Origin of the sequence: Streptomyces brevispora (genome assembly GCF_007829885.1) — a bacterium.
Lineage (GTDB): Bacteria > Actinomycetota > Actinomycetes > Streptomycetales > Streptomycetaceae > Streptomyces > Streptomyces brevispora.
This window is the reverse complement of record NZ_VIWW01000002.1, coordinates 615,089-633,241: the sequence shown is the minus strand read 5'-3', so window position 1 is coordinate 633,241 and position 18,153 is coordinate 615,089. Positions and strand designations below refer to the sequence as shown.

12 protein-coding genes and 5 pseudogenes are annotated in these 18,153 nt (G+C 68.0%); 1 reads left to right on the top strand and 16 read right to left on the bottom strand.

The window, feature by feature from the left end; translation table 11 throughout:
• Positions 1 to 39: 39 nt before the first annotated feature.
• Together FHX80_RS32355 and FHX80_RS32350 are read right to left on the bottom strand one after the other, a co-directional pair.
• Positions 40 to 1,521, bottom strand: coding sequence for a helix-turn-helix domain-containing protein (locus tag FHX80_RS32355; protein WP_244318724.1), 1,482 nt, complete (start codon positions 1,519 to 1,521; stop codon positions 40 to 42).
• 547 nt (positions 1,522 to 2,068) lie between these two features.
• A pseudogene (locus FHX80_RS32350) lies at positions 2,069 to 2,347 on the bottom strand (integrase core domain-containing protein); the annotation flags it as partial.
• Positions 2,348 to 3,312: 965 nt separating this feature from the next.
• Between FHX80_RS32350 and ligD the strand changes: the two are divergent.
• Positions 3,313 to 3,783: pseudogene (gene ligD / locus FHX80_RS32345) on the top strand (non-homologous end-joining DNA ligase LigD); the annotation flags it as partial.
• A gap of 31 nt (positions 3,784 to 3,814) precedes the next feature.
• On the opposite strand, the gene FHX80_RS32340 reads toward ligD, so the two are convergent.
• The 14 genes and pseudogenes from FHX80_RS32340 to tpg all read right to left on the bottom strand — a co-directional run bounded on the left by FHX80_RS32340 (position 3,815) and on the right by tpg (position 18,151).
• Positions 3,815 to 4,585 (bottom strand): ABC transporter ATP-binding protein, encoded by a 771-nt coding sequence (locus FHX80_RS32340; RefSeq protein ID WP_145768019.1) that lies wholly within the window; start codon positions 4,583 to 4,585, stop codon positions 3,815 to 3,817.
• Entirely contained in the window at positions 4,582 to 5,382 is an 801-nt protein-coding gene (locus FHX80_RS32335) for an ABC transporter ATP-binding protein (RefSeq protein WP_145768018.1), read from the bottom strand. The genes FHX80_RS32340 and FHX80_RS32335 overlap by 4 nt, the downstream gene beginning before the upstream one ends.
• Complete coding sequence (locus FHX80_RS32330; RefSeq protein ID WP_145768017.1) at positions 5,379 to 6,224, bottom strand: ABC transporter permease; 846 nt, start codon at positions 6,222 to 6,224, stop codon at positions 5,379 to 5,381. The genes FHX80_RS32335 and FHX80_RS32330 overlap by 4 nt, the downstream gene beginning before the upstream one ends.
• Entirely contained in the window at positions 6,221 to 7,186 is a 966-nt protein-coding gene (locus FHX80_RS32325) for an ABC transporter permease (RefSeq protein WP_145768016.1), read from the bottom strand. The genes FHX80_RS32330 and FHX80_RS32325 overlap by 4 nt, the downstream gene beginning before the upstream one ends.
• Positions 7,186 to 8,703: an ABC transporter substrate-binding protein gene (locus FHX80_RS32320; protein ID WP_145768015.1), complete on the bottom strand. Its 1,518-nt coding sequence runs from the start codon at positions 8,701 to 8,703 to the stop codon at positions 7,186 to 7,188. Before FHX80_RS32320 ends, FHX80_RS32325 begins: the two co-directional genes overlap by 1 nt.
• 55 nt (positions 8,704 to 8,758) lie before the next feature.
• Entirely contained in the window at positions 8,759 to 9,508 is a 750-nt protein-coding gene (locus FHX80_RS32315) for a DUF1684 domain-containing protein (RefSeq protein WP_145768014.1), read from the bottom strand.
• Between the two features lie 238 nt (positions 9,509 to 9,746).
• Positions 9,747 to 10,067: pseudogene (locus FHX80_RS32310) on the bottom strand (3-keto-disaccharide hydrolase); the annotation flags it as partial.
• Positions 10,068 to 10,401: 334 nt separating this feature from the next.
• Positions 10,402 to 10,758, bottom strand: coding sequence for a hypothetical protein (locus tag FHX80_RS36180; RefSeq protein WP_244318723.1), 357 nt, complete (start codon positions 10,756 to 10,758; stop codon positions 10,402 to 10,404).
• A 31-nt stretch (positions 10,759 to 10,789) separates the two neighbouring features.
• A complete protein-coding gene (locus tag FHX80_RS32290) occupies positions 10,790 to 11,167 on the bottom strand; it encodes a hypothetical protein (protein ID WP_145768013.1) in 378 nt (125 codons plus the stop codon).
• A 155-nt stretch (positions 11,168 to 11,322) separates the two neighbouring features.
• Positions 11,323 to 11,943 (bottom strand): hypothetical protein, encoded by a 621-nt coding sequence (locus FHX80_RS32285; protein ID WP_145768012.1) that lies wholly within the window; start codon positions 11,941 to 11,943, stop codon positions 11,323 to 11,325.
• 762 nt (positions 11,944 to 12,705) lie between these two features.
• Positions 12,706 to 12,971 (bottom strand): annotated as a pseudogene (locus FHX80_RS32280) (restriction endonuclease); the annotation flags it as partial.
• 2,559 nt (positions 12,972 to 15,530) lie between these two features.
• Entirely contained in the window at positions 15,531 to 16,277 is a 747-nt protein-coding gene (locus FHX80_RS32265) for a class I SAM-dependent methyltransferase (protein WP_145768010.1), read from the bottom strand.
• Positions 16,278 to 16,429: 152 nt separating this feature from the next.
• Positions 16,430 to 17,229 (bottom strand): annotated as a pseudogene (gene istB / locus FHX80_RS32260) (IS21-like element helper ATPase IstB).
• Between the two features lie 364 nt (positions 17,230 to 17,593).
• Entirely contained in the window at positions 17,594 to 18,151 is a 558-nt protein-coding gene (gene tpg, locus FHX80_RS32255; protein WP_145768009.1) for a telomere-protecting terminal protein Tpg, read from the bottom strand.
• Between the last annotated feature and the right edge of the window lie 2 nt (positions 18,152 to 18,153).

Sequence of the window (18,153 nt, the reverse complement as noted above, 5' to 3'; positions counted from 1 at the left end):
GATCACTCACCGCCACGTGAAACGGCTCTGTCAGGGCTTCTAAGAGTCGACGGGCACCCATTGACGCACACCGTCGCCGTTCGTGCCGTACCAGTAGTGGGGCAGGCCCTTGATGCTGTTGGTGCGGAACGGGCGGCCGTGGTCGTCGATGCGGACCGTGCCGGTGCGGCCCTGGGAGGACCAGTCGAGTTCCAGGTACCAGTCGCAGTCGTAAGCCTCGGTCGTCGCGGTGACCAGCAGCACCTCCGGATCCTCGGCGGAGACGCGGTAGGGGAACTGCACCGCAGGGACGGGCTTTCCGCTGTCATTGCCGGGGCCCGCGTGGGCGATCGGGCGGTTGACGTCCAGGTCAACGGAGAACTCACGGGGCGCCAGGTCGCTGCCGCAACCCTGGCCCATGGCGTACACATTGCCGGTGACCGGGGTGCCGCGGCTGACGATACGGACCTCGAGAGCCTCCAGGACCACGGCCGTGGACGACTTCCCCTGCACCGAGATCTGCACCCTCGTTTGCCGCCCGGGCACCGCCCCCTGCGTCGCCGCCCACACCCCGGCGTCCTGCTGCACCGGCGGCGGGGGCACCTGGGCCGGCTTCTTCGCGATGACGTAGTCGTGCCCGCAACCGCCCTGCCAGATCTGCGAGTCGGCGGTCCAGGCGAGCGGCACACCGGTCGACACCGGGGCGTCGCTCTTCGTGTCCGCCGACGGTCCGCCCTTCGACTCGGGGCTCCCCGAAGCCCGTACTCCTGCGGAGGGCGAGGCCGATGAACGACTGGAGGAGGGGCTGGTTGCAGTGGCAGAGGGGCGGTGTGACGTACCGGTTCCTGTTGTACGGGACCGACCGGGGGCCTTGGCGGAGTTGTCGTGAGACCGACCGGCCGACAGCGCCGGCAGACTGCCCAGCGTCACCAGCAACACGGTCACCGCGGCGGCACCGACGGCGGTGCGGCGACGGCGGTACCAGGGCCGTCCGGTCGAGCGGGCCGCATCCCACTGGGCCGTCGGCTCGGGACTTCCCGGTCCGGGAGCGCCGGGAATGGGCGGCCAGGCATCGGGTGCGCCCGTGTCGAGTGGTGGCGGTGCACCGCTCGTGCTGCCCCCGTCACCACCGATGCCGTCCGCGCCGTCACCCACGCCCTGCACCGTCCGGATGTCCGGACCCGAAGCCCGCTCGCCCCCTGCCTGCTCCAGCGCCCCCTCGGCCTTTGTCGGCTCCGCTGTCTCCTCGACCCGTGTCGGCTCCGTCGCCCCCTCACCCGCCCGAGACCGCTGTCGTACCGCCACCGCGAGCAGCCACAGGCGGTGCAGTTCGAGGCGTTCCTCCGGTGTCGCCCCGCAGAAGGCGGCCAGACGCTCCACCGGGGCGTAGACCTGCGGGACCGCCTCGCCCGCGCAGTAGCGGTGCAGCGTGGAGGTGTTCATGTTGAGGCGCCGGGCCAGGGAGCCGTAGCTCCGGTCCGTGCGGTCCTTCAGTCGGCGCAGCAGCGCCGCGAACTGCTCGACGTCATCCCCGGTCGACACCGTCCCCCGTCCTCCCACATGTCCCCCTATCCCAGGCGGTCCATGTAACTGCACGTCAGATGGGCTGGGTTGGTTCCACCCTCGCCGGACGGACGTCCGGCGTTGCGCCGGGCCGCCGTGACGGCTGACGCTCTTGGTGTCACACCGACCAAAGCCGGACCGACCAGCCGGCGACGGGCGACTTCCCCGAAGGGCATCCCGATCCCGACGGCGCGGCCTGGCTGTTCGAGCTCCTGACAGACCCGGCTCACGAAGCCTTTCAGGCATTCGCCGAGGACTACTACGAGACCGCGGCCGACCTCGAGGCCGTACGTCACGTCTACAGCCTGCGCCCCCTCGACCGGGCCTTGATCACCAGCCTCAACCCCACGGCCTCCGTCAAGGACGTCGTCCAGGAGGCCATGGCCATCGGCTACTCCGTCGACCCAGCCCTGTCGCCCGAAACCAGCTGACATCACCGCCGGGCGACAGACCCCTTGCCGCGCGTCAGACCCACTCCACCTCGGAATGGAGGACACTGTGGGTGCCGATTAATCATCCGCCCTGATCAAGCGGCATGTTGGTACTCGTGAAGGATTCCGCCGAGTCGATCTCGTCGGTGAACCTTCAGGTGCGCGATCTGTCCTGGTTCGGTGATCGGTTCGGGTAGCGGACGGAGCGGAGCCGCTTGCCCCAGTGTCCGGTACGGGCGATGCTCGTTGTAGAAGGACTCGAACTCGCGCAGCGCGTGGAGTAGATGGCGCTGGTCCCATATGAGGGTGCGGTCCAGCAGTTCGCGGCGGCAGGTCTGTATCCAGCGCTCTACGGTCGAGTTCATCCGCGGCATATCGACCATGATGGTGAAAACGACGGAGTCCCCGGAGACGGTCTCGTCGGACACCCCAAGGCGGGTGACGAGCGAGGTGTACTTGTAGTCGAGTTGCCAGGTGCTGTTCGCCTTGTATCCCTGCAGGGTCGTGGGATAGCCCCGGGCGTTGACCCGCACCTTGCCGGTTTTGTACTTCCAGGGATAGCCGTCGTCCAGCGGCGCGAGGTCACGAGCGAGAGACCCGGTCCGCCCCGAGGGCGGTGAGAACGACGGCTCGGGGTCAACGGAGGCCGAGGGCGTCTGCACCGTGTCCGTCGGCGTCGGCGTCGGAGAGGAGGCAGCGGACGACGGCAAAGAAGCGGGTGTCCCGGAGGGTGACGCGGCCCCGCCGGCCGTGTCGCGCCCGTTGGTCGCCCAGACCCCGATCGCAGCGCCCCCGCCAGCCAGCAGCACAACAGCACGCCGGCGGCCCGGCCTCGCCCCCGGGGGAAGTCCGGGTGGGCCGGACGGCATGGGGGGCGGTGTCACGTGGTGCAGAGCGGCACCACTCCCGGATGACACCGGGACCAGGACGCCCGACCCGCCGGCTTCCTCGAGTACGGCCAGACGCGTACGGCAGTCGTCCAGCTCGGCAGTCAGCTCGCCGCGGCGGTGAACGAGTTCGTTGCGACGCTCCGCCAGGAGCCGGCCCTCCTCCTCGAGCTGGTGCTGCCTGTCCTCACTGTCCGGGCCCACCGGAGGCCAGGTACGGCGGATCTCCTCCTCCAGGTCCGTACGGGGCTGGTTCTCCCGCGCACGGCGACCGCTGCGACAAGCCCGAGTGCCGCGACAGCAGCATCAAGGGCACCGTCTATCGGTCCGTGAAGACCGTCCGTACCGGCAGCCGCGCCGATGTCGGAACCTTCCTGCGCAACGCCGCCACCGCCCTGGACCGCCCGGTGGAGCACGCCACGAAAGCCCACGGCGCCGGCATCGACCGCGTCCGCACCGCCATCGCGGTGGGACGGGAGCTGGAGCGCCGGATACCGGAGCGGGTGACCACCGCCTGGTGGAAGGAGGAACGCGGCGAGCGCATCTTCGTCGACTACAACCAGACGGCCCGCGACCGCACCATCGCCTCCGCCTACTGGGTGCGCCCCCGCCCGCACGCCCCGGTCTCCGCGCCGCTGCGCTGGGAGGAGATCGACGACGCCGAGCCGTGCGACTTCGACATCAGGACGATGCCCGCCCGGTACGCGGAGGTGGGCGACCTCCACGCCGACATGGACGAGCACGCCTTCCGGCTGGACGGCCTGCTGGAGCTGGCGGCCCGCGACGAGCGGGAACACGAGCTGGGGGACCTGCCGTACCCGCCGGAGTATCCGAAGATGCCGGGCGAGCCGAAGCGGGTGCAGCCCAGCAGGGCCCGGCGCGAGGACGGCGCGGACAGCCGGGGGGCCGACGACGCCTCATGAGCACCGGCGGGCTGCCCAGGGCGTTCGGTGCTCACACGGGAAGCCGCGGCACGCTGTCGAGGAGACGGCGGGTGTACGGGTGCGCGGGGGCGCTGAGCACCTGCGCCGTCTCTCCCTGCTCGACCACGCGGCCGTGTTCCAGGACGGCGGTGCGTTCGCACAGGGACGCCACGACCGACAGGTCGTGGGAGACCATGACGACGGTCAGCCCCCGTTCCTGCTTCAGCTCGGCGAGCAGATCGACCACGGCGACGCGCGTCGTGACGTCCAGCGCGCTGACGGGCTCGTCGGCCAGGAGCACACGTGGATGGCACACCGTCGCACGGGCGATCGCGATGCGTTGCCGCTGACCGCCGGAGAACTCGTGCGGATAGCGCCGCGCCGCGTCCGCCGGGAGGCCCACCCGCTCCAGCGCCTCGGCCACCTTCGGGGCCGCCGTGGCCTTCGAGTCGAGGCCCAGGGAGCGCAACGGCTCGGCGACGATGCCGCCGACGCGTCTGCGGGGGTCGAGCGAGGAGTACGGGTCCTGGAAGACACACTGCACGCTGCGCCGGAAGCGCCGCATCTGCCCGCGGTCGCGCACGTCGAGCTCGGCTCCGTCGAAGCCGACGGTTCCCCGGGTCGGCCGGTCCAGGCCCAGGAGCAGCCGCAGCAGAGTCGTCTTGCCCGCGCCGGACTCGCCGACGAGGGCGAGGCTGTGGCCGGCCTCGACGGTGAGGGAGACGTCCTGCACGGCGGGGGTGGCACTTCCCCGGTGGTGCAGCCGGACATCCTTCAGTTCCAGTACCGACGGAGGTGTCATCGGGCCTCTCCCAGGTTCAGGGCGGACTCCAGCCGCCGGGCACTGCCCACCAGCGCCTTGGTGTAGGCGTGGCCCGGTGAGCGGACGAGGTCGAGAAGGGCGCCCTCCTCCACGGCGCGGCCGCTGCGCATGACCAGAGCGCGGTCGGTGATTCTGGCGACGACGGCGAGATCGTGGCTGACGAAGAGGACGGCCATGTCGCGCTCCCGGACGAGCGTGTCGAGCAGGCCGAGCATCTCGGCCTGCACGGACACGTCGAGCGCCGTGGTCGGCTCGTCCGCGATGAGCAGCTTCGGGTCGCAGGCCAGAGCCATGGCGAGCGCGACCCGCTGGCGCTGGCCACCGGACATCTCGTGCGGGAAGGACCGGGCGATGCGGTCGGGTTCCGTCAGCCGCACCTGCTCCAGGGCGTCGACGACGGCCCGACGCAGTGCGGCACCCTTGAGCCCGCGCCGTCTGCGCAGGGGTTCGGCGACCTGGCGGCCGGCTCGCATCAGCGGGTCCAGGGCGGTGAGCGGCTCCTGGAAGACGACGGCGGCGTCTCGTCCGCGCACGCGCGTGAGGTGCTTCTCACGCGCGCCGACGATCTGCGTCCCGGCGAGTTCGATACTGCCGGTGGCCGTGATGCCCTCCGGCAGGAGGCCGAGGATCGCCAGCGCGGTCAGCGATTTCCCGGAGCCCGATTCGCCGATGAGGCCGAGCCGTTCGCCGCGCGCGAGGCTCAGCGAGAGGTCGTCCACCAGCGTGGTGCCGTCCGTGGTGCGGAGGGTGAGGCCGCGTATGTCGAGGAGGGTCATGCGCGCCTTCGCCGGGTCGTCGGGTCGAGGGTGTCGCGCAGGCCGTCCGCGACGAGGTTGACGCCCACGACCAGCAGAACGAGCAGGACGCCGGGGGCGAGCGCGCCGGCCGGTGCGGTGGTGAAGGTGGCCTGCGCCTCCTGGAGCATGCGGCCCCATGAGGCGTGCGGCGGTGGTGCTCCCAGGCCCAGGTAGGAGAGGCCGGCCTCGGCCAGCACGGCCAGCCCGAACTGCAGGGCCAGGTTGACCACGAGGGTGGGCCAGATGTTGGGCAGCACGTGCTGGGCCACCGTGCGTGGCCAGGACGTGCCGGAGGTGCGGGCCGCGGTGATGTAGTCCTGCGTGAGGACCCGTTTGACCAGGATGCGGGTCAGCCGGGCCACAACCGCGCTCTGGGCGAGTCCGATGGCCAGCACGGCGGCGCCGAGGGTGGCCGAGTGGGCCGCGACGATGAGCATCGCCAGCAGCAGTGTCGGGAAGGCGATCAGGATGTCGAGGAACGCGGAGACGGTGTCGTCGAGCCAGCCCTGGGCGAAGGCCGCGAGCATTCCCAGCAGCCCTCCGAGGGTCGCGGCGATCAGGACGGAGCCCAGCCCCGCTTCGACGGCGATCCGCGATCCGATCATCACCTGGGTGAACAGATCGCGTCCGAGTTTGTCGGTGCCCAGCAGATGGCCGGCCCCGGGGCCGGTGAGCCGTCCGCCGGAGGTGTCGTCGACGTCGTACGGGGTCCACACCAGCGAGAGGAGCGCGAGCAGCGCGATGGAGCCGGCGAGCACGCACCCGGTGAGCAGGGTGTACGAGCGCACCGCGCGGCGTCGCGCGACGAGGGCTTCGGTCATCGCAGGCCTCCCGAGAGGCTGCCGCGCAGCCGCGGGTCGACGATCCGCTGCACGAGGTCGGCGAGGAAGCCGATGAGCAGCACGGCCAGGGTGGAGACGAACAGCACGCCCTGCACGACCGGGTAGTCGTGCTGGGCGATGCCGGTGACCAGCATCGAGCCGAGGCCGGGCAGCGCGAACACCGACTCCACGACCACCGCGCCGAGCAGGGTGGAGGCCAGCTCGATGCCGAGGACGGAGACCACCGGCACGGAGGCGTTGCGGAGTCCGTGCCGCCACATGGCCTGCCCGAACGAGGAGCCCAGCGAGCGCGCCGTGCGCAGGTAGTCGCTGCCCAGGACGTCCAGGGTCGCCGAGCGGACGTACCGGATCAGCGACGCGCTCATCACCAGCGCGATGGTCACCACGGGCAGCACCAGCGACCGGATCGCCTCGCCGGGCAGCGACCAGCCGTCCAGCGGGAAGCCGCCGGCCGGCAGCCACCCCGCGTTCAGCGCGAAGACGGCGATGAGGATCATCCCGAGCCAGAACACCGGTATGGCGATGCCCAGCTGCGAGACCCCGCTGAGTAGACCGCCGTACCAGGTGTGCCGCTTGTACGCGGCCACGAATCCGGCCGGCAGCGCGATCAGGACCGCGAGGACGAACGCGGCCAGGGTCAGGGGGATTGTCAGGTCGAGCCGGGAGACCACCTCGGGCCCCACCGGCAGCGCGCTGATGAACGAACTCCCCAGGTCCCCGCTCGCCAGCTGCCCGAGCCAGTGCGTGAACTGCTCGGGCAGCGGCTTGTCGGAGCCGATGGAACTCCGCGCCGCCGCGATCTGCTCGGGACTCGCGCCCACCGCGGTGAGGGCGTTGGCGGGGTCGCCGGGCAGCAGGCGCAGCAGCGCGAACAGCACGATGCTCGCAAGCACCAGCGACACCGCGAGGAAGAGCGAGCGGCGCAGGAGGTACCGCGTCATCAGCTCTTCTTCTTGATGTCATAGGCGAAGAACTGGGAGTTGAGACCGTTGAGCGGGTAGCCGGACAGCTTGGTGTTCGCCACCACGATCTGCGGGTAGAGGTAGAGCCAGTCGCTGGCCGCGTCCTCGGCGGTCTTGCGGTTGACCTTCTTCAGGAGCGCGGTCTGCTCGGCCTCCGTGGTGGCCGCCTCGGCCTGCTCGACCCAGCGCGTGACCTGCCGGTCGTCGTAGCCCCAGTAGAAGTCGGGGTTGCCGTACCAGACCAGGTCGCGGTCGTTGACGTGCTCCTGGAGGGTGGCCGTGAAGTCGTGGTTCTGGTAGATCTTCGTGTACCACTCGTCCGGCGTGATCGTGTTGATCGTGACGGTGACGCCGATCTTGGCCAGCTCCGACTTGATGAAGGTCGCGGCGGTGGGGTGCGGATCGTAGTTGGGGGTGTCGAGGGTGAAGCTGAAGCCGTTGGCGTAACCGGCCTCCTTCAGCAGCTCCTTGGCCCGTGCGGGGTCGTGGGTGTCGACCTCGGTGAGGTCCTCGTACCACGGGTCGGTGGGCGGCACCATCGAACCGATGAGCTTGCCGTAGCCGCCCCAGACGGACTCCAGCAACTTCTTGTCGTCGATCGCGGCGGAGACGGCCTGCCGCACCTTGACGTCGGTGAAGGGCTTGGCCTTGTCGTTGAAGGCGAGCAGCAGCTTGGTGGTGGAGTCGCCGTCGTTGACCTTGTAGTCCGGGTTCGACTTGAACTGGCCGAGGGCGTCGGGCGACTGCTCGCTCGTGACGATGTCGACGGCGTTGGTCAGGAGCGCGTTGTTCAGCGCGGTCGCGTCCTTGTAGTAGTGGAAGACGGCCTGCCGGCTGGCCGCCGCCTTCCCCCAGTAGTCGGCGAACCGGTCGAGGCTCAGGGCCGAGCCGCGCGTCCACTTCTTCAGCCGGAACGGCCCCGTGCCGTCCTCGCTCGTCTTCAGGCCCGTCGCCTCGGAGTTGACGATCCAGACGTAGGAGAGGTTGTAGACGAAGGAGATCGACCTCTTCGAGAGCGTCACCTTCACGGTCCGCGCATCGGGCGTGGCGATGTCCTTGATCACTTCGAGGTTGCCCTTGCGGGCGGACTGCGAGTCCTTGGCGAGCACCCTCTCCAGGCTGTACTTGACGTCCTGGCTGCTGAGCTGCTTGCCGCTGTGGAACGCCACACCGTCGCGCAGGGTGAAGGTGTAGGTGAGCCCGTCCTTGCTGACCTCGTGGTCCCGGGCGAGCAGCGGCTCGACCTCGCCGTCGTCGGTGAGCTTGAAGAGCCCTTCGTAGACGTTGCCGTTGAGAGCCTCGGTGACGCCCTGGCCGCCGCCCGCGGTGTTGTCCAGGTTCTGCGGCTCGTAGAGGGAGCCGATGTTGACGGTGGCGTTCTTGTCGTACGTACCGCCTGCGGCGCCGCCGCCCCCCGACCCGCCGCACGCGGAGAGGGCCAGGGCGAGGGTGACCGCAGTGGCGGTGCCGTACAGGGAGGTCTTCTTGATGTTCATGAGGGGATGTGCGCCTTTGTGCTGCGGGGAGGGAGGGGAGGGGAAGCGGAGGTGGTCAGTGCTGCGCGGGGAGGCCGCCGAAGAGGGGGAGCTTCTCGCCGGCCTCGACGGGCAGGTGGAAGCGGTTCTGCCGTGGCGGCATCGGGCAGTTGTACTGATCGGAGAACCCGCACGGCGGGACGAAGGCGCGGTTGAAGTCGAGCACGACCCGGCGGTCGTCGTCCGCCGTCCGCCGTACGAACAGGAAACGTCCGGCTCCATAGGTGGTGGAGCCGTTGGTCGGGTCGCCGAAGACGAGCAGCAGGGTGCCGTCGTCGTCGAAGGCGCTGAGCGTGTAGGTGTGTCCGTCCAGCGTGAGGACGATGTCCCCGGGGACCACCAGGTCACGGGTGCCCCCGTTGTCGCGGATGTGCTCGAAGGGGGTCTGCCGGGCACCCGGCACGGGAGTGTAGGAGGCTTCCAGGACCCACGCGGGGTCGTACGGGAAGGCTTCGGTCCCCTCGAAGCGGAGGAGGGCCGGTGACGCGGAGTCCCAGAACCGGAGTCCGTACTCGGGCTCGCCGGTGACGAGGTCGGTCCGCGTCAGGGTGGTCACCGTCACCGTGTCCGGCTGCCCCGCACGGGCCGCCTCGGCGTCGGGGCGCTCGCCGGCCGGCAGCCAGCGGGTCTCGACGAGGGCGAGGTTCCCGGTCGGTGAGGTGAGCGCGCGACGGCGTTCGGCACGCCAGGAATCCCACTCCGTCGCGGAGCCGGAGGCGGAGGCGGGCGGGGCGGGCACAGCGGGGTGAGGCACGGTCTGACTCATTCACGTAGGGATCGGAGGCATCACGCCGAATCTCACGGAACGTGAATCAATGCCCAAAGCATCGTCTATATGAGCCATAAGTCTGGCTAATGTCAAATTTGTGTGCCGGCTCACACGCGTTCGTCCCCGGCCGGCTGCGCGAAGACCTCGCCGATCCCCCCCGGGCACGCGCGCGGAAGGCCGCGACCGTGCGAGGGAACACACGGTCGCGGCCTCCCGGTCAGCGGGTCGCCGGGGTTCAGAGCTCCTTGATCCGGATGTCGCGGAAGGAGATCACATCGGTGGCGCTGTGGACCTGGAGCCCGATGTGACCGGTGGCGAACCGCCGGCCGTCGGTGCCCGGGTCGTCGCCCCGCGGCGGCTCGAAGACCTGGCCCCGGTTGTTGTCGAACTCGTTGAGCAGGACACCGTTGCGGTAGACGGAGTAGTGCTGGCCCACCACCCGGATCTCGTAGCCGTTCCAGGTGCCCTTGGGGGTGACCCCGGCGCCGCCGAGCCCCACCCGGTCGAAGCCGTAGACGGAGCCCGTCTTGTACATGTCGCCGTCCGGCCGGTCATTGCCATCGCCGTCGCCGCGTTCCACATGACTCGCGTTCCGCCGAACCGCGGCCGCAGGCCCGCTCCGGTCGGACACGGGCCGCGGGCTGTCGAGCGGGCGCTGGCAGCGGTGTCGGGCGTGGACCTCGATGCGTACGCTGCTTGCTGGACAGGGCATAACCATCTCCGCCGAGCGCGCCACGGCCCTTCTCCGGGAAGCCGGCGTCCTTGGGTTCTACGAGGGCGGCATCCTCGTCGGCGCATTCGTCCTGCACAGAGATCCGGATATGCGGCACTGGGGCGCCGACGGCCGCGATCCGGGACTTCTCGTCTCCCTTGACCCTGTGACAACAAAGTCAAGCCAGGTCGGACGGATGCTGACCCTGTGGCTTGCCGACTACGCGGCCAACAGCCGGCTGATATGGGTCTGGTGCGACGTTCCGTGCAAGCCCGGAGCCGTCGATGAGCCAGCCCAATGGTTTCTGAAGTACCTGTGCGACCTCGGTTGGGTGAACCGCCCCGGAGGCGGTGACCCAGGCGATCGGGCCGTGGCCGTTGTTCGCGACGTGCCGGATGGGCTGGCCAACGGTCTCCAGGCACAGGGCCTCGTAGGCGGGGGTGCCGAGCTGCTCGTTCCATGCCTTGTCCACGGCCGGGGAGAACATCTCGGGTGCGCTCTGGCCGTTCTTGAAGTGTTGGCCGGTGATGGTCACCAAGATCCCCGACAGCGTCAACCACTTAGACTCAGGCGCACAGGCGTTTGAAGGTGTTCGCAGCCGGCCGGGCCCGGAAGTGGACCTCGTGTCCGGCGTCATCGGTGAATACGGCTTCCGTCCCGGACGTCATTGTCATCGTGCCGTGCTGAGTGGGGTTGCCCCATCCCCTGGGCGGATTTCCCGAACCGTCGGAGAGCGGGATGCTCGCCTCAAAGTACGTTTTGCCGATACGGGCCTCGTCAATTCCGCAATGGGTCAGGAGGTCGAAGGGAATCGTCCGGGCGGCCGGGGCCCCCTGCGCGGACCGGGTCGCCTGCGCGGCCGGGCCGACTTCGCCCGCCGCGGCGCAGCCGGTGAGTGCTCCGGCAGCCAACAAGGCGACGACGTACCTGAGTTTGTCAGTCATGGCCCTTCGACGGCCGGGCCGGGCTGGCGGTTCCCTCCGGAGAGGGGGCTATGGGACAGCGTGCCGACAGCGAGGCATACAACAGGACCCTGGCGACGCGACGCCACCTGCCGGCAGGCCGCCCAGTACGCTCCTGGACGGCCTGCCGGCCCTTCTCACTCCATCAGCGAGTTCGCGTCGACCGATTTCTCCCAGGCCGGGTTCGGGGCCTCCCCGGGCCAGGTGAACTTCGTGGCGGCCGACCGGGACGTGGGGCCCGCAACGTCCTTCTGCACCAGCCGGGCCAGACTGACGTAAGCGCCTTCCTTCTGTACGGAAGTGTCGTCGCCCACCACGACGAGGACTCGGTCGCCCACGCGCGCGTGCTCGACCCCGTTGAACTGGTAGTCAACCGTCTCGGCCAGCTCCTTGGCGGTCAACTTACGCTTGAGCTTGTCCTCGAAGTCGGTACGCACCTGCGCGACCGTGACGATGCCCCCCTGCTCCCGCACCTCGACGGTGGTGGGAGCGCCGGCTTCCCGTTGCTCCTCCACCGAGACCGTCAGGATCGTCTCGACGGTGGTAGCCGGCTCGGTTACCAGCGGACGGGTGGCAGTGACCGTGCCGCTGATCACGTTAACGGCCCCGGACTGCTCGGCAAAGGCAGCGAGGTCCGGGGCGGCGTAGGTACGGTTGAGAGCGCCGTCGAGGAGGACCTTGTGGTCAGCGGCGTCACTTGACCCGGTCGCTGTCCCCTGGCTCAGTGCCGACTGCGGTGCGCGCGCGGAGTCCTTCACTGTATGGGCCCCGGCCCCGCTGGAGCATGCCGACAGGGCGAGTGGCAGCAGGAGGCCGGCCGACAGGAAGGCAAGACCGACGCGGCGGGAATCTGACCGTTCAGTAGAGGTAGTTGATGCCATTTCGGTCATCTCCAATCGGAGCGTCGACACTCGTGCCGGATATCGCACTGTTCATCAAGGAGCTCGAATTACTGTTGTGCGCCAGCCCCGAAGCAGCACTCAGCCAGGCCCCGCGCATCGGCTCAGCGCGCATGACCGCCATGCTCCACGCCCGTGCCTGCCGGGCTCACGCACACGCCGGTGACACCCGTGCCGCCGACCGATCCGCCAACGCCGCCATGGATACCTACGCGCGGGTCGCGGACCCGGCCTGCGTCTACTGGTTCAACCTCAGCGAAACCCACCAGCTTCTGGGCAGCTCCGCCCTCAACCTCGGCAACCCCTCCGTCATTTCCAGGACGCCTCCACCGCACATCACAGCGAGGGCGAGGCGTATGACGGCGACGCCTTCCCCTGCGGGCACGCCACCTACCTCGCACGCCTCGCCGAAGTCCATCTCGACCTGGGCGACATCAATGCCGCCGTCGACACCGCCCACACCGCCGTGGCCCGCATGGGCGCGTCACCTCCGCACGCAGCACCAGCACCCTGAACGACCTCCGGCAAAAACTCGGTCGTCGCCGCGGCGTACCCATCGTCGCCGACTTCCTCAACTACACCGCCGGCTAATGGCGTGACCGGCACATCGAGGCTGTCGGGCTACGTGGCGGCTGGGAGGGGGTCGGTGAGGCGGTTCAGCCGCGGTAGAGGGACCGTACGAGCCGGGCGCGGTTCTGGGCGCAGCTGACGGTGCCCTCCAGCGGGGCGGCCAGGAGGTTGCCGGCTTCGCGGAGGACGACTTCGGCGAGGGCGCCGCGGCCGTCGTGCTTGGGCAGGGCGGCGGCGTGGCGGCGGACGTCGGCGGCGACGACGCGGGCGTGGCCGGTGAGCTGGAGGGCGATCTGCTCGTAGTCGCAGGGAAGAAGTGACTGGTCAGCTGTCATTGGGGCGGCTGCTCACTCTGGCTCGCTGCTACGAAGACGCCACACCGTACCGGAGGTAAGAATGCATGAAATGATACTTGCGGCGCGAACCTCGCATTCCGTGAATTATGGAGAACTCGCTATCGGGGCATTGGTTGCGATTTGCGGGTCTGTGTTGGCACTGAATGTGCGAGGGTGCGCCGAGGTGGCTGCAGATTTTTTGGGAAATAGAGCATTCTCGGCCTATCATCGCAATGAGCTCTTCTTGAGGTTCCCGGCGGGATTCTTTGCGATATTTGGATTCATTGTTGCTTTGATGAATCTAAGAATTCTATTTTTTGGGTTCTAATACTCCAGCAGCACTTCGCTATTTCTGCTGGGCGCCTGATTGTGAGTGTAGCGGGGTGGTGTTCCGCCGGGTGCGGGATCGGTGGATCGGTGTGGTGCCTGGGTTCTGCTCCGGTAATGGCAGTGGCGGGCGACGGCCTGGTGGTGGCGTCGCCATCTCGACCATCTCAGTGCATGAACAGCCACCAAGTGGCGCGCCTATTGCACCAACGCACTGCAAGCTGCGCTTCACCTAGAGACACAGTGAGACCCTACGATCCGACATCACACGAAGGAATGAACAGATGCCAGTGTGAATGGGTGGGGTGTTGGCACTGGATGGGCGTCAGCCAGGACGGGACGGCTGTCCCCGCTCACGGCGTGCAGCAATAGTGATCATGGCTGTCACGGGTGACCGAGCTGCTGCCGTCAGGCGCCAATCCCGAAGATGGCCGGCCGCCATGGGCGTGCCTGTTCACACTCGAGGAGGGCGAGAAGAAAGGCGACGGGGAGGGGAGCGGCAAGCCGGCCGATGCCAGGCCACTCCCCGGCCCGACGGGCCGCTGGGGCAGAGAGGGGGACTTCCGTGGCCTCACCAGCCTCGATGACACCGCTCCGACCGCCTACACCGCCTACGAGGTCCGCCGACTCCTTGAAGTGATGGCCCCTCAGCCCGCGCCGAAGGAGCGGATCAGGCACGGACTGCACTGGTCGCGCTGGCGCCGCCGCCACCAGGCCCTCGCCCGTGTCTGTCACCGACGACGTAACCACAGCCGCTCAGCCGCACCCGGCACCCCACGACCTCCACCGAACAGGACCAGGCAAACTACAGCGGCGATACCGATCTACAGCTGAAGGGTTAGCGTCACCTGGGATACGCAAACCGCACGAACGGGCCATGGAACGCTAGCAACACCTCACTTCTCCGCACCGCAGATATCAATGGCGAAATCGCCCATCCTAGACAATTCGGCGAATAAAAAAATCCATTGATCATCGTGATGTTGATCGCTATGCTGCTTTCCGGACAGACCGCAGCCCCATTCCACTCCGGAGGAATTCATGAGCACCCTTAGGCGACGCTTTTCTGTAATGGCCTGCCTCGCTTCTGCAGCGTTGGGCGCGAGCCTTCTGGTGGCCTCGCCCGCTTCGGCCGCCGCAGCGTATAATGGCGCTTGCGGTTCTGGCTATAGCGTCGTTAATTCCGCGAGAGTCAATGGTTATGCTGCCACAGTTTTCTTGACCTATAGCGCTTCGACGAAAAAGAACTGTGTGGTGACCATTAGGGACACCCCGGGAACCGTCAAGACGATGTGGGCAGGGATAGAGCGAACCGGCGAACCTTTGAGCTACATCGTTGACTTTGGTGACTACACTACCTACGCCGGTCCCGTTTATCTGTCTGCTGGCGGTAAGTGCGTGACTTGGCGAGGTGGGGTCATTAACAACAACCTGGCTAACGATGTGATCGTGTACGGCACCAACTGCGGATAAATCTTGTTCCGTAATGAGATTTTTCAGCGTTGCCCCTGCAACGATTGAGGCCGCCGCCTCATGCGAGCCTCCTACCGTTTCCGGTAGGAGGCTCTGCCTGCACATCAAGGGTCGGTCAAGCGATCGGCATGTGCCACTGGCGGTCGGTAGCCGCTCTTTGGCGATTGCGGTCGAAGGTCAAACGCCTGGTCGCCCGCGGCTGGATGGCCGAGCCCGCGCCGGGCCGGTTCACGCTTGCAACGGGCGTGGCTCGACGCGACCGATGACCTCGCCGAGACCGACCTGCTCGCGGGCACCCTCGTGATCCGAGCACTGCGCGAATGACTGCTCGAGGACGAGGACCGCTTCATCGCCGCAGCGCGGCGCAAGAAGGTCACTTGGGCGCGTCTGGCGGACGCTCTGGAACTGGGGAGCCGGCAGGCCGCCGAGCGCCGTTATCTCCAACTACGCACAGATATTGACGAACTTAAAGGCTCTGCGCTGACCCAGCAGGAGCGCATCGAGTACGCCCGCGACCAACGCGACCGGCGCGCCGAGCGGGCTTGGGCGGTCAGCAACGCCGGCAAGATCAGAGAGCTCGCCGAGCTGCTGCTGAACGTACCGGACCTGCAGGACTGGCTTCGTTCACTTCCAGCGACAGCGTTTGTCGATCTGTTTGAGCAGCGAGGAGCGCCCGGCCTCGCCATGTTTGTTCATGCGAATTGGCAGCGCCTCTGTTCGCGATCGTGTCGCAGCGCTGTGTCAACAGGTGGCGACAGCCAAGCTGACCATGTAGTGCTCCTCGACCATCCGGTTCGGGAAGACCTTGGTCAGGAGGTCGCGTTCCTTGGCGATAAAGGCGTTCGTCGCCTCCTTGCCGAGGACAAGGAAGTCGGAGTAGCTGGCGACGTTGGCGAGGTGCATGTCGAGAGGAACGCTCCGGGTCCACGGCACGTGGCGGTGGACGAAGCCGAGTTCGGTCGGCAGTCTGCGGAACCGGGCCATGGGGTCGTGAGGACTGTCGTCGGCACCGAAGAGTCGGCGCAGGCGCGCGTCCTGGTCGGCAATCCACGGAATGGTGCTGTCTGAGTCGTTCCACCAGAGGACGAGAGCACCACCGGTTCGCAGGACTCGGAGAGCTTCTGGGACGGATTTTCGCTGATCAGTCCAGTGCCAGGCTTGGGCATAGGTGAGGACGTCGACGGAGGCGGAAGCCAGAGGCAGGTTGTTGCCGTCCCCGATCACAAGGGGGACTTCGGGCAGGCTGAGACGGAACTGAGAGGCCATCCCGGGGCCGGGCTCGACCGCGATGACGTTTGCGCCGCGGGCCCGGAGAAGCGCCGTCGCCAGTCCGGTGCCAGCCCCGATGTCGGCGACGCGAGCGCCCTCCAACGAGCAGCCGGCGAGTTCCTCGACCGCGTCAAGCAGCTCGGACGGGTATGAGGGACGGTTCGCAGCGTAGCTGGCGGCAGCCGTGTCGAATGAGAGTGCCTGCGAAGTGATCGTCATACGAACATTGTTGATGACTGCAGGCACTTGCCGCTGTACTTCTATCCCTTTCCTCCGGCAGCAGGTAATTACCGGGATGTCTGCGGATGCACCAGCGTGTCAGTTCGCCGCCCACGTGAGGGCGGCGAACGTTGAGGCAGGGGCATTGGGTGTCAGCTGGCTTTGGCTTGCTCTTCGGCTCGTGCTCGGGTGGTGGCGAGGCGGTAGGAGTCGGTGCCGGTCTCGATAATGGTGCCGTTGAAAGTGAGGCGGTCGACGATGGCCGCGCAGAGGCGTGGGTCGGTGAAGGTCTTGGTCCAGCCGCCGAAGGACTCGTTGGAGGCGATGGCGACGCTGTTCTTCTCCTCGCGTTCGGTCAGCACCTGGAAGAGCAGTTCGGCTCGCCGCGTCGGTCGAGCTCCATGTAGCCGAGTTCGTCGATGCAGAGCAGGTCGACGCGGCCGTAGCGGGCGATGGTCTTGTTGAGCTGCTTCTCGTCGGCGGCCTCGACCAGCTCGTTCACCAGCTTCGTAGCGAGGGTGTAGCGGACTCGGTAGCCCTTCATGGCGGCCTCGGTGCCCAAGGCGATGAGCATGTGGGACTTGCCGGTGCCGGAGTCGCCGATCAGGCAGAGCGGCTGACTCTTCTTGATCCACTCGCAGCTTGCGAGGGTATGAACGGTGCCGGCGTCGATGTTTGGGTTGGCGTCGAAGTCGAAGGCCCGCAGGGACTTCTCCCGTGGGAAGCCCGCGGCCTTGATCCGTCGTTCCGAACGGCGCCTGGCCCGGTCGTCGCACTCGGTCATCAGCAGCTCGGCGAGGAAGCCGCGGTAGGTCATCTGGTCCTTGATCGCCCGGTCGGCGATCTCGTTGAACTCGTTGCGGATCGACGGAAGCCGCAGCAGACGGCAGGCTGTGTCGATCGCCGCGTCGGCGGCCTGCTCGGTCAAGCCTCGCTGGCGGGGCAGGGTCACTGAGCTTCTCCCTCATGATCGCCGGCGCCGCTGGTGCGACGACGTCGTAGCAGTTGGTCGTCGGGGTCACCGACGGCAACGGCCGGGTGTCCGGGGGAAGGTGCGCGAGGCGCCACCCGTGCAGCGACGTGACGGTCGCTGGCGTCTCACCGGGCATCTGCGGAAGCTACGCCGGCAACTGGGTCGGCGGGGGCTCCTTCCTCAGCGAGGATTGCGATGAAACCGTTCACGCGGCCTACCGCGCTGCCCGCGCTGCCCGCTTCGAACACGGTCAGACGCCATAATCCTCCTCCCCTTTAACGTTGGATACGCGAGCGAGCCCGGACCAACTGGTCCGGGCTCGCGGGCTGTTCGGGGCCGGCTGCTACAGGTCGAACTCCAGGTGCTCGACATCGAGCATGCGGACCTCGTCCAGGCTCCCGGCGCGGCGGCCGCCGTCCTGGAAGTACACCTCCTTGAGCGCTTCGGCCGCGATCTCCCGCAGGCGGTCGTCACTGGCGCCGGCTTCCTGGGCCTCGAAGAGGCGGGCGGCGAAGAGGGGTGGCAGGGCGACGGTCAGGTGCCGGATGCGGTCCTGGTCCGTCGATCCGATGGGTGCGGTGTAGCCCATGCGGGCGCGGGTGTCGATGACGATGCCGCCGGTCGTCGCCGCCTTCTTACGGGCCTTGGCCCGGATCTGCGGCTGCCACCGCTTGCTCACCTCGCGCTCCAGGCGGGCGGCGAGGTCGGCGCGCGGCTTCTTGGCCTTGCCCGCCACGTACCGCTCCACCTGCCGCTGGGACATGCCGAGCAGTTCGGCGACGGCCTTCGTGCCGCCGAGCTGCTTGACCATGTACCGCATCTGCGGGCCCGCGGACTTGGGTGCCGGGCGGGTGAACGCCTTCTGCACCGCCTTGTCCAGGCCGTCCCCGAACATGCTCATCG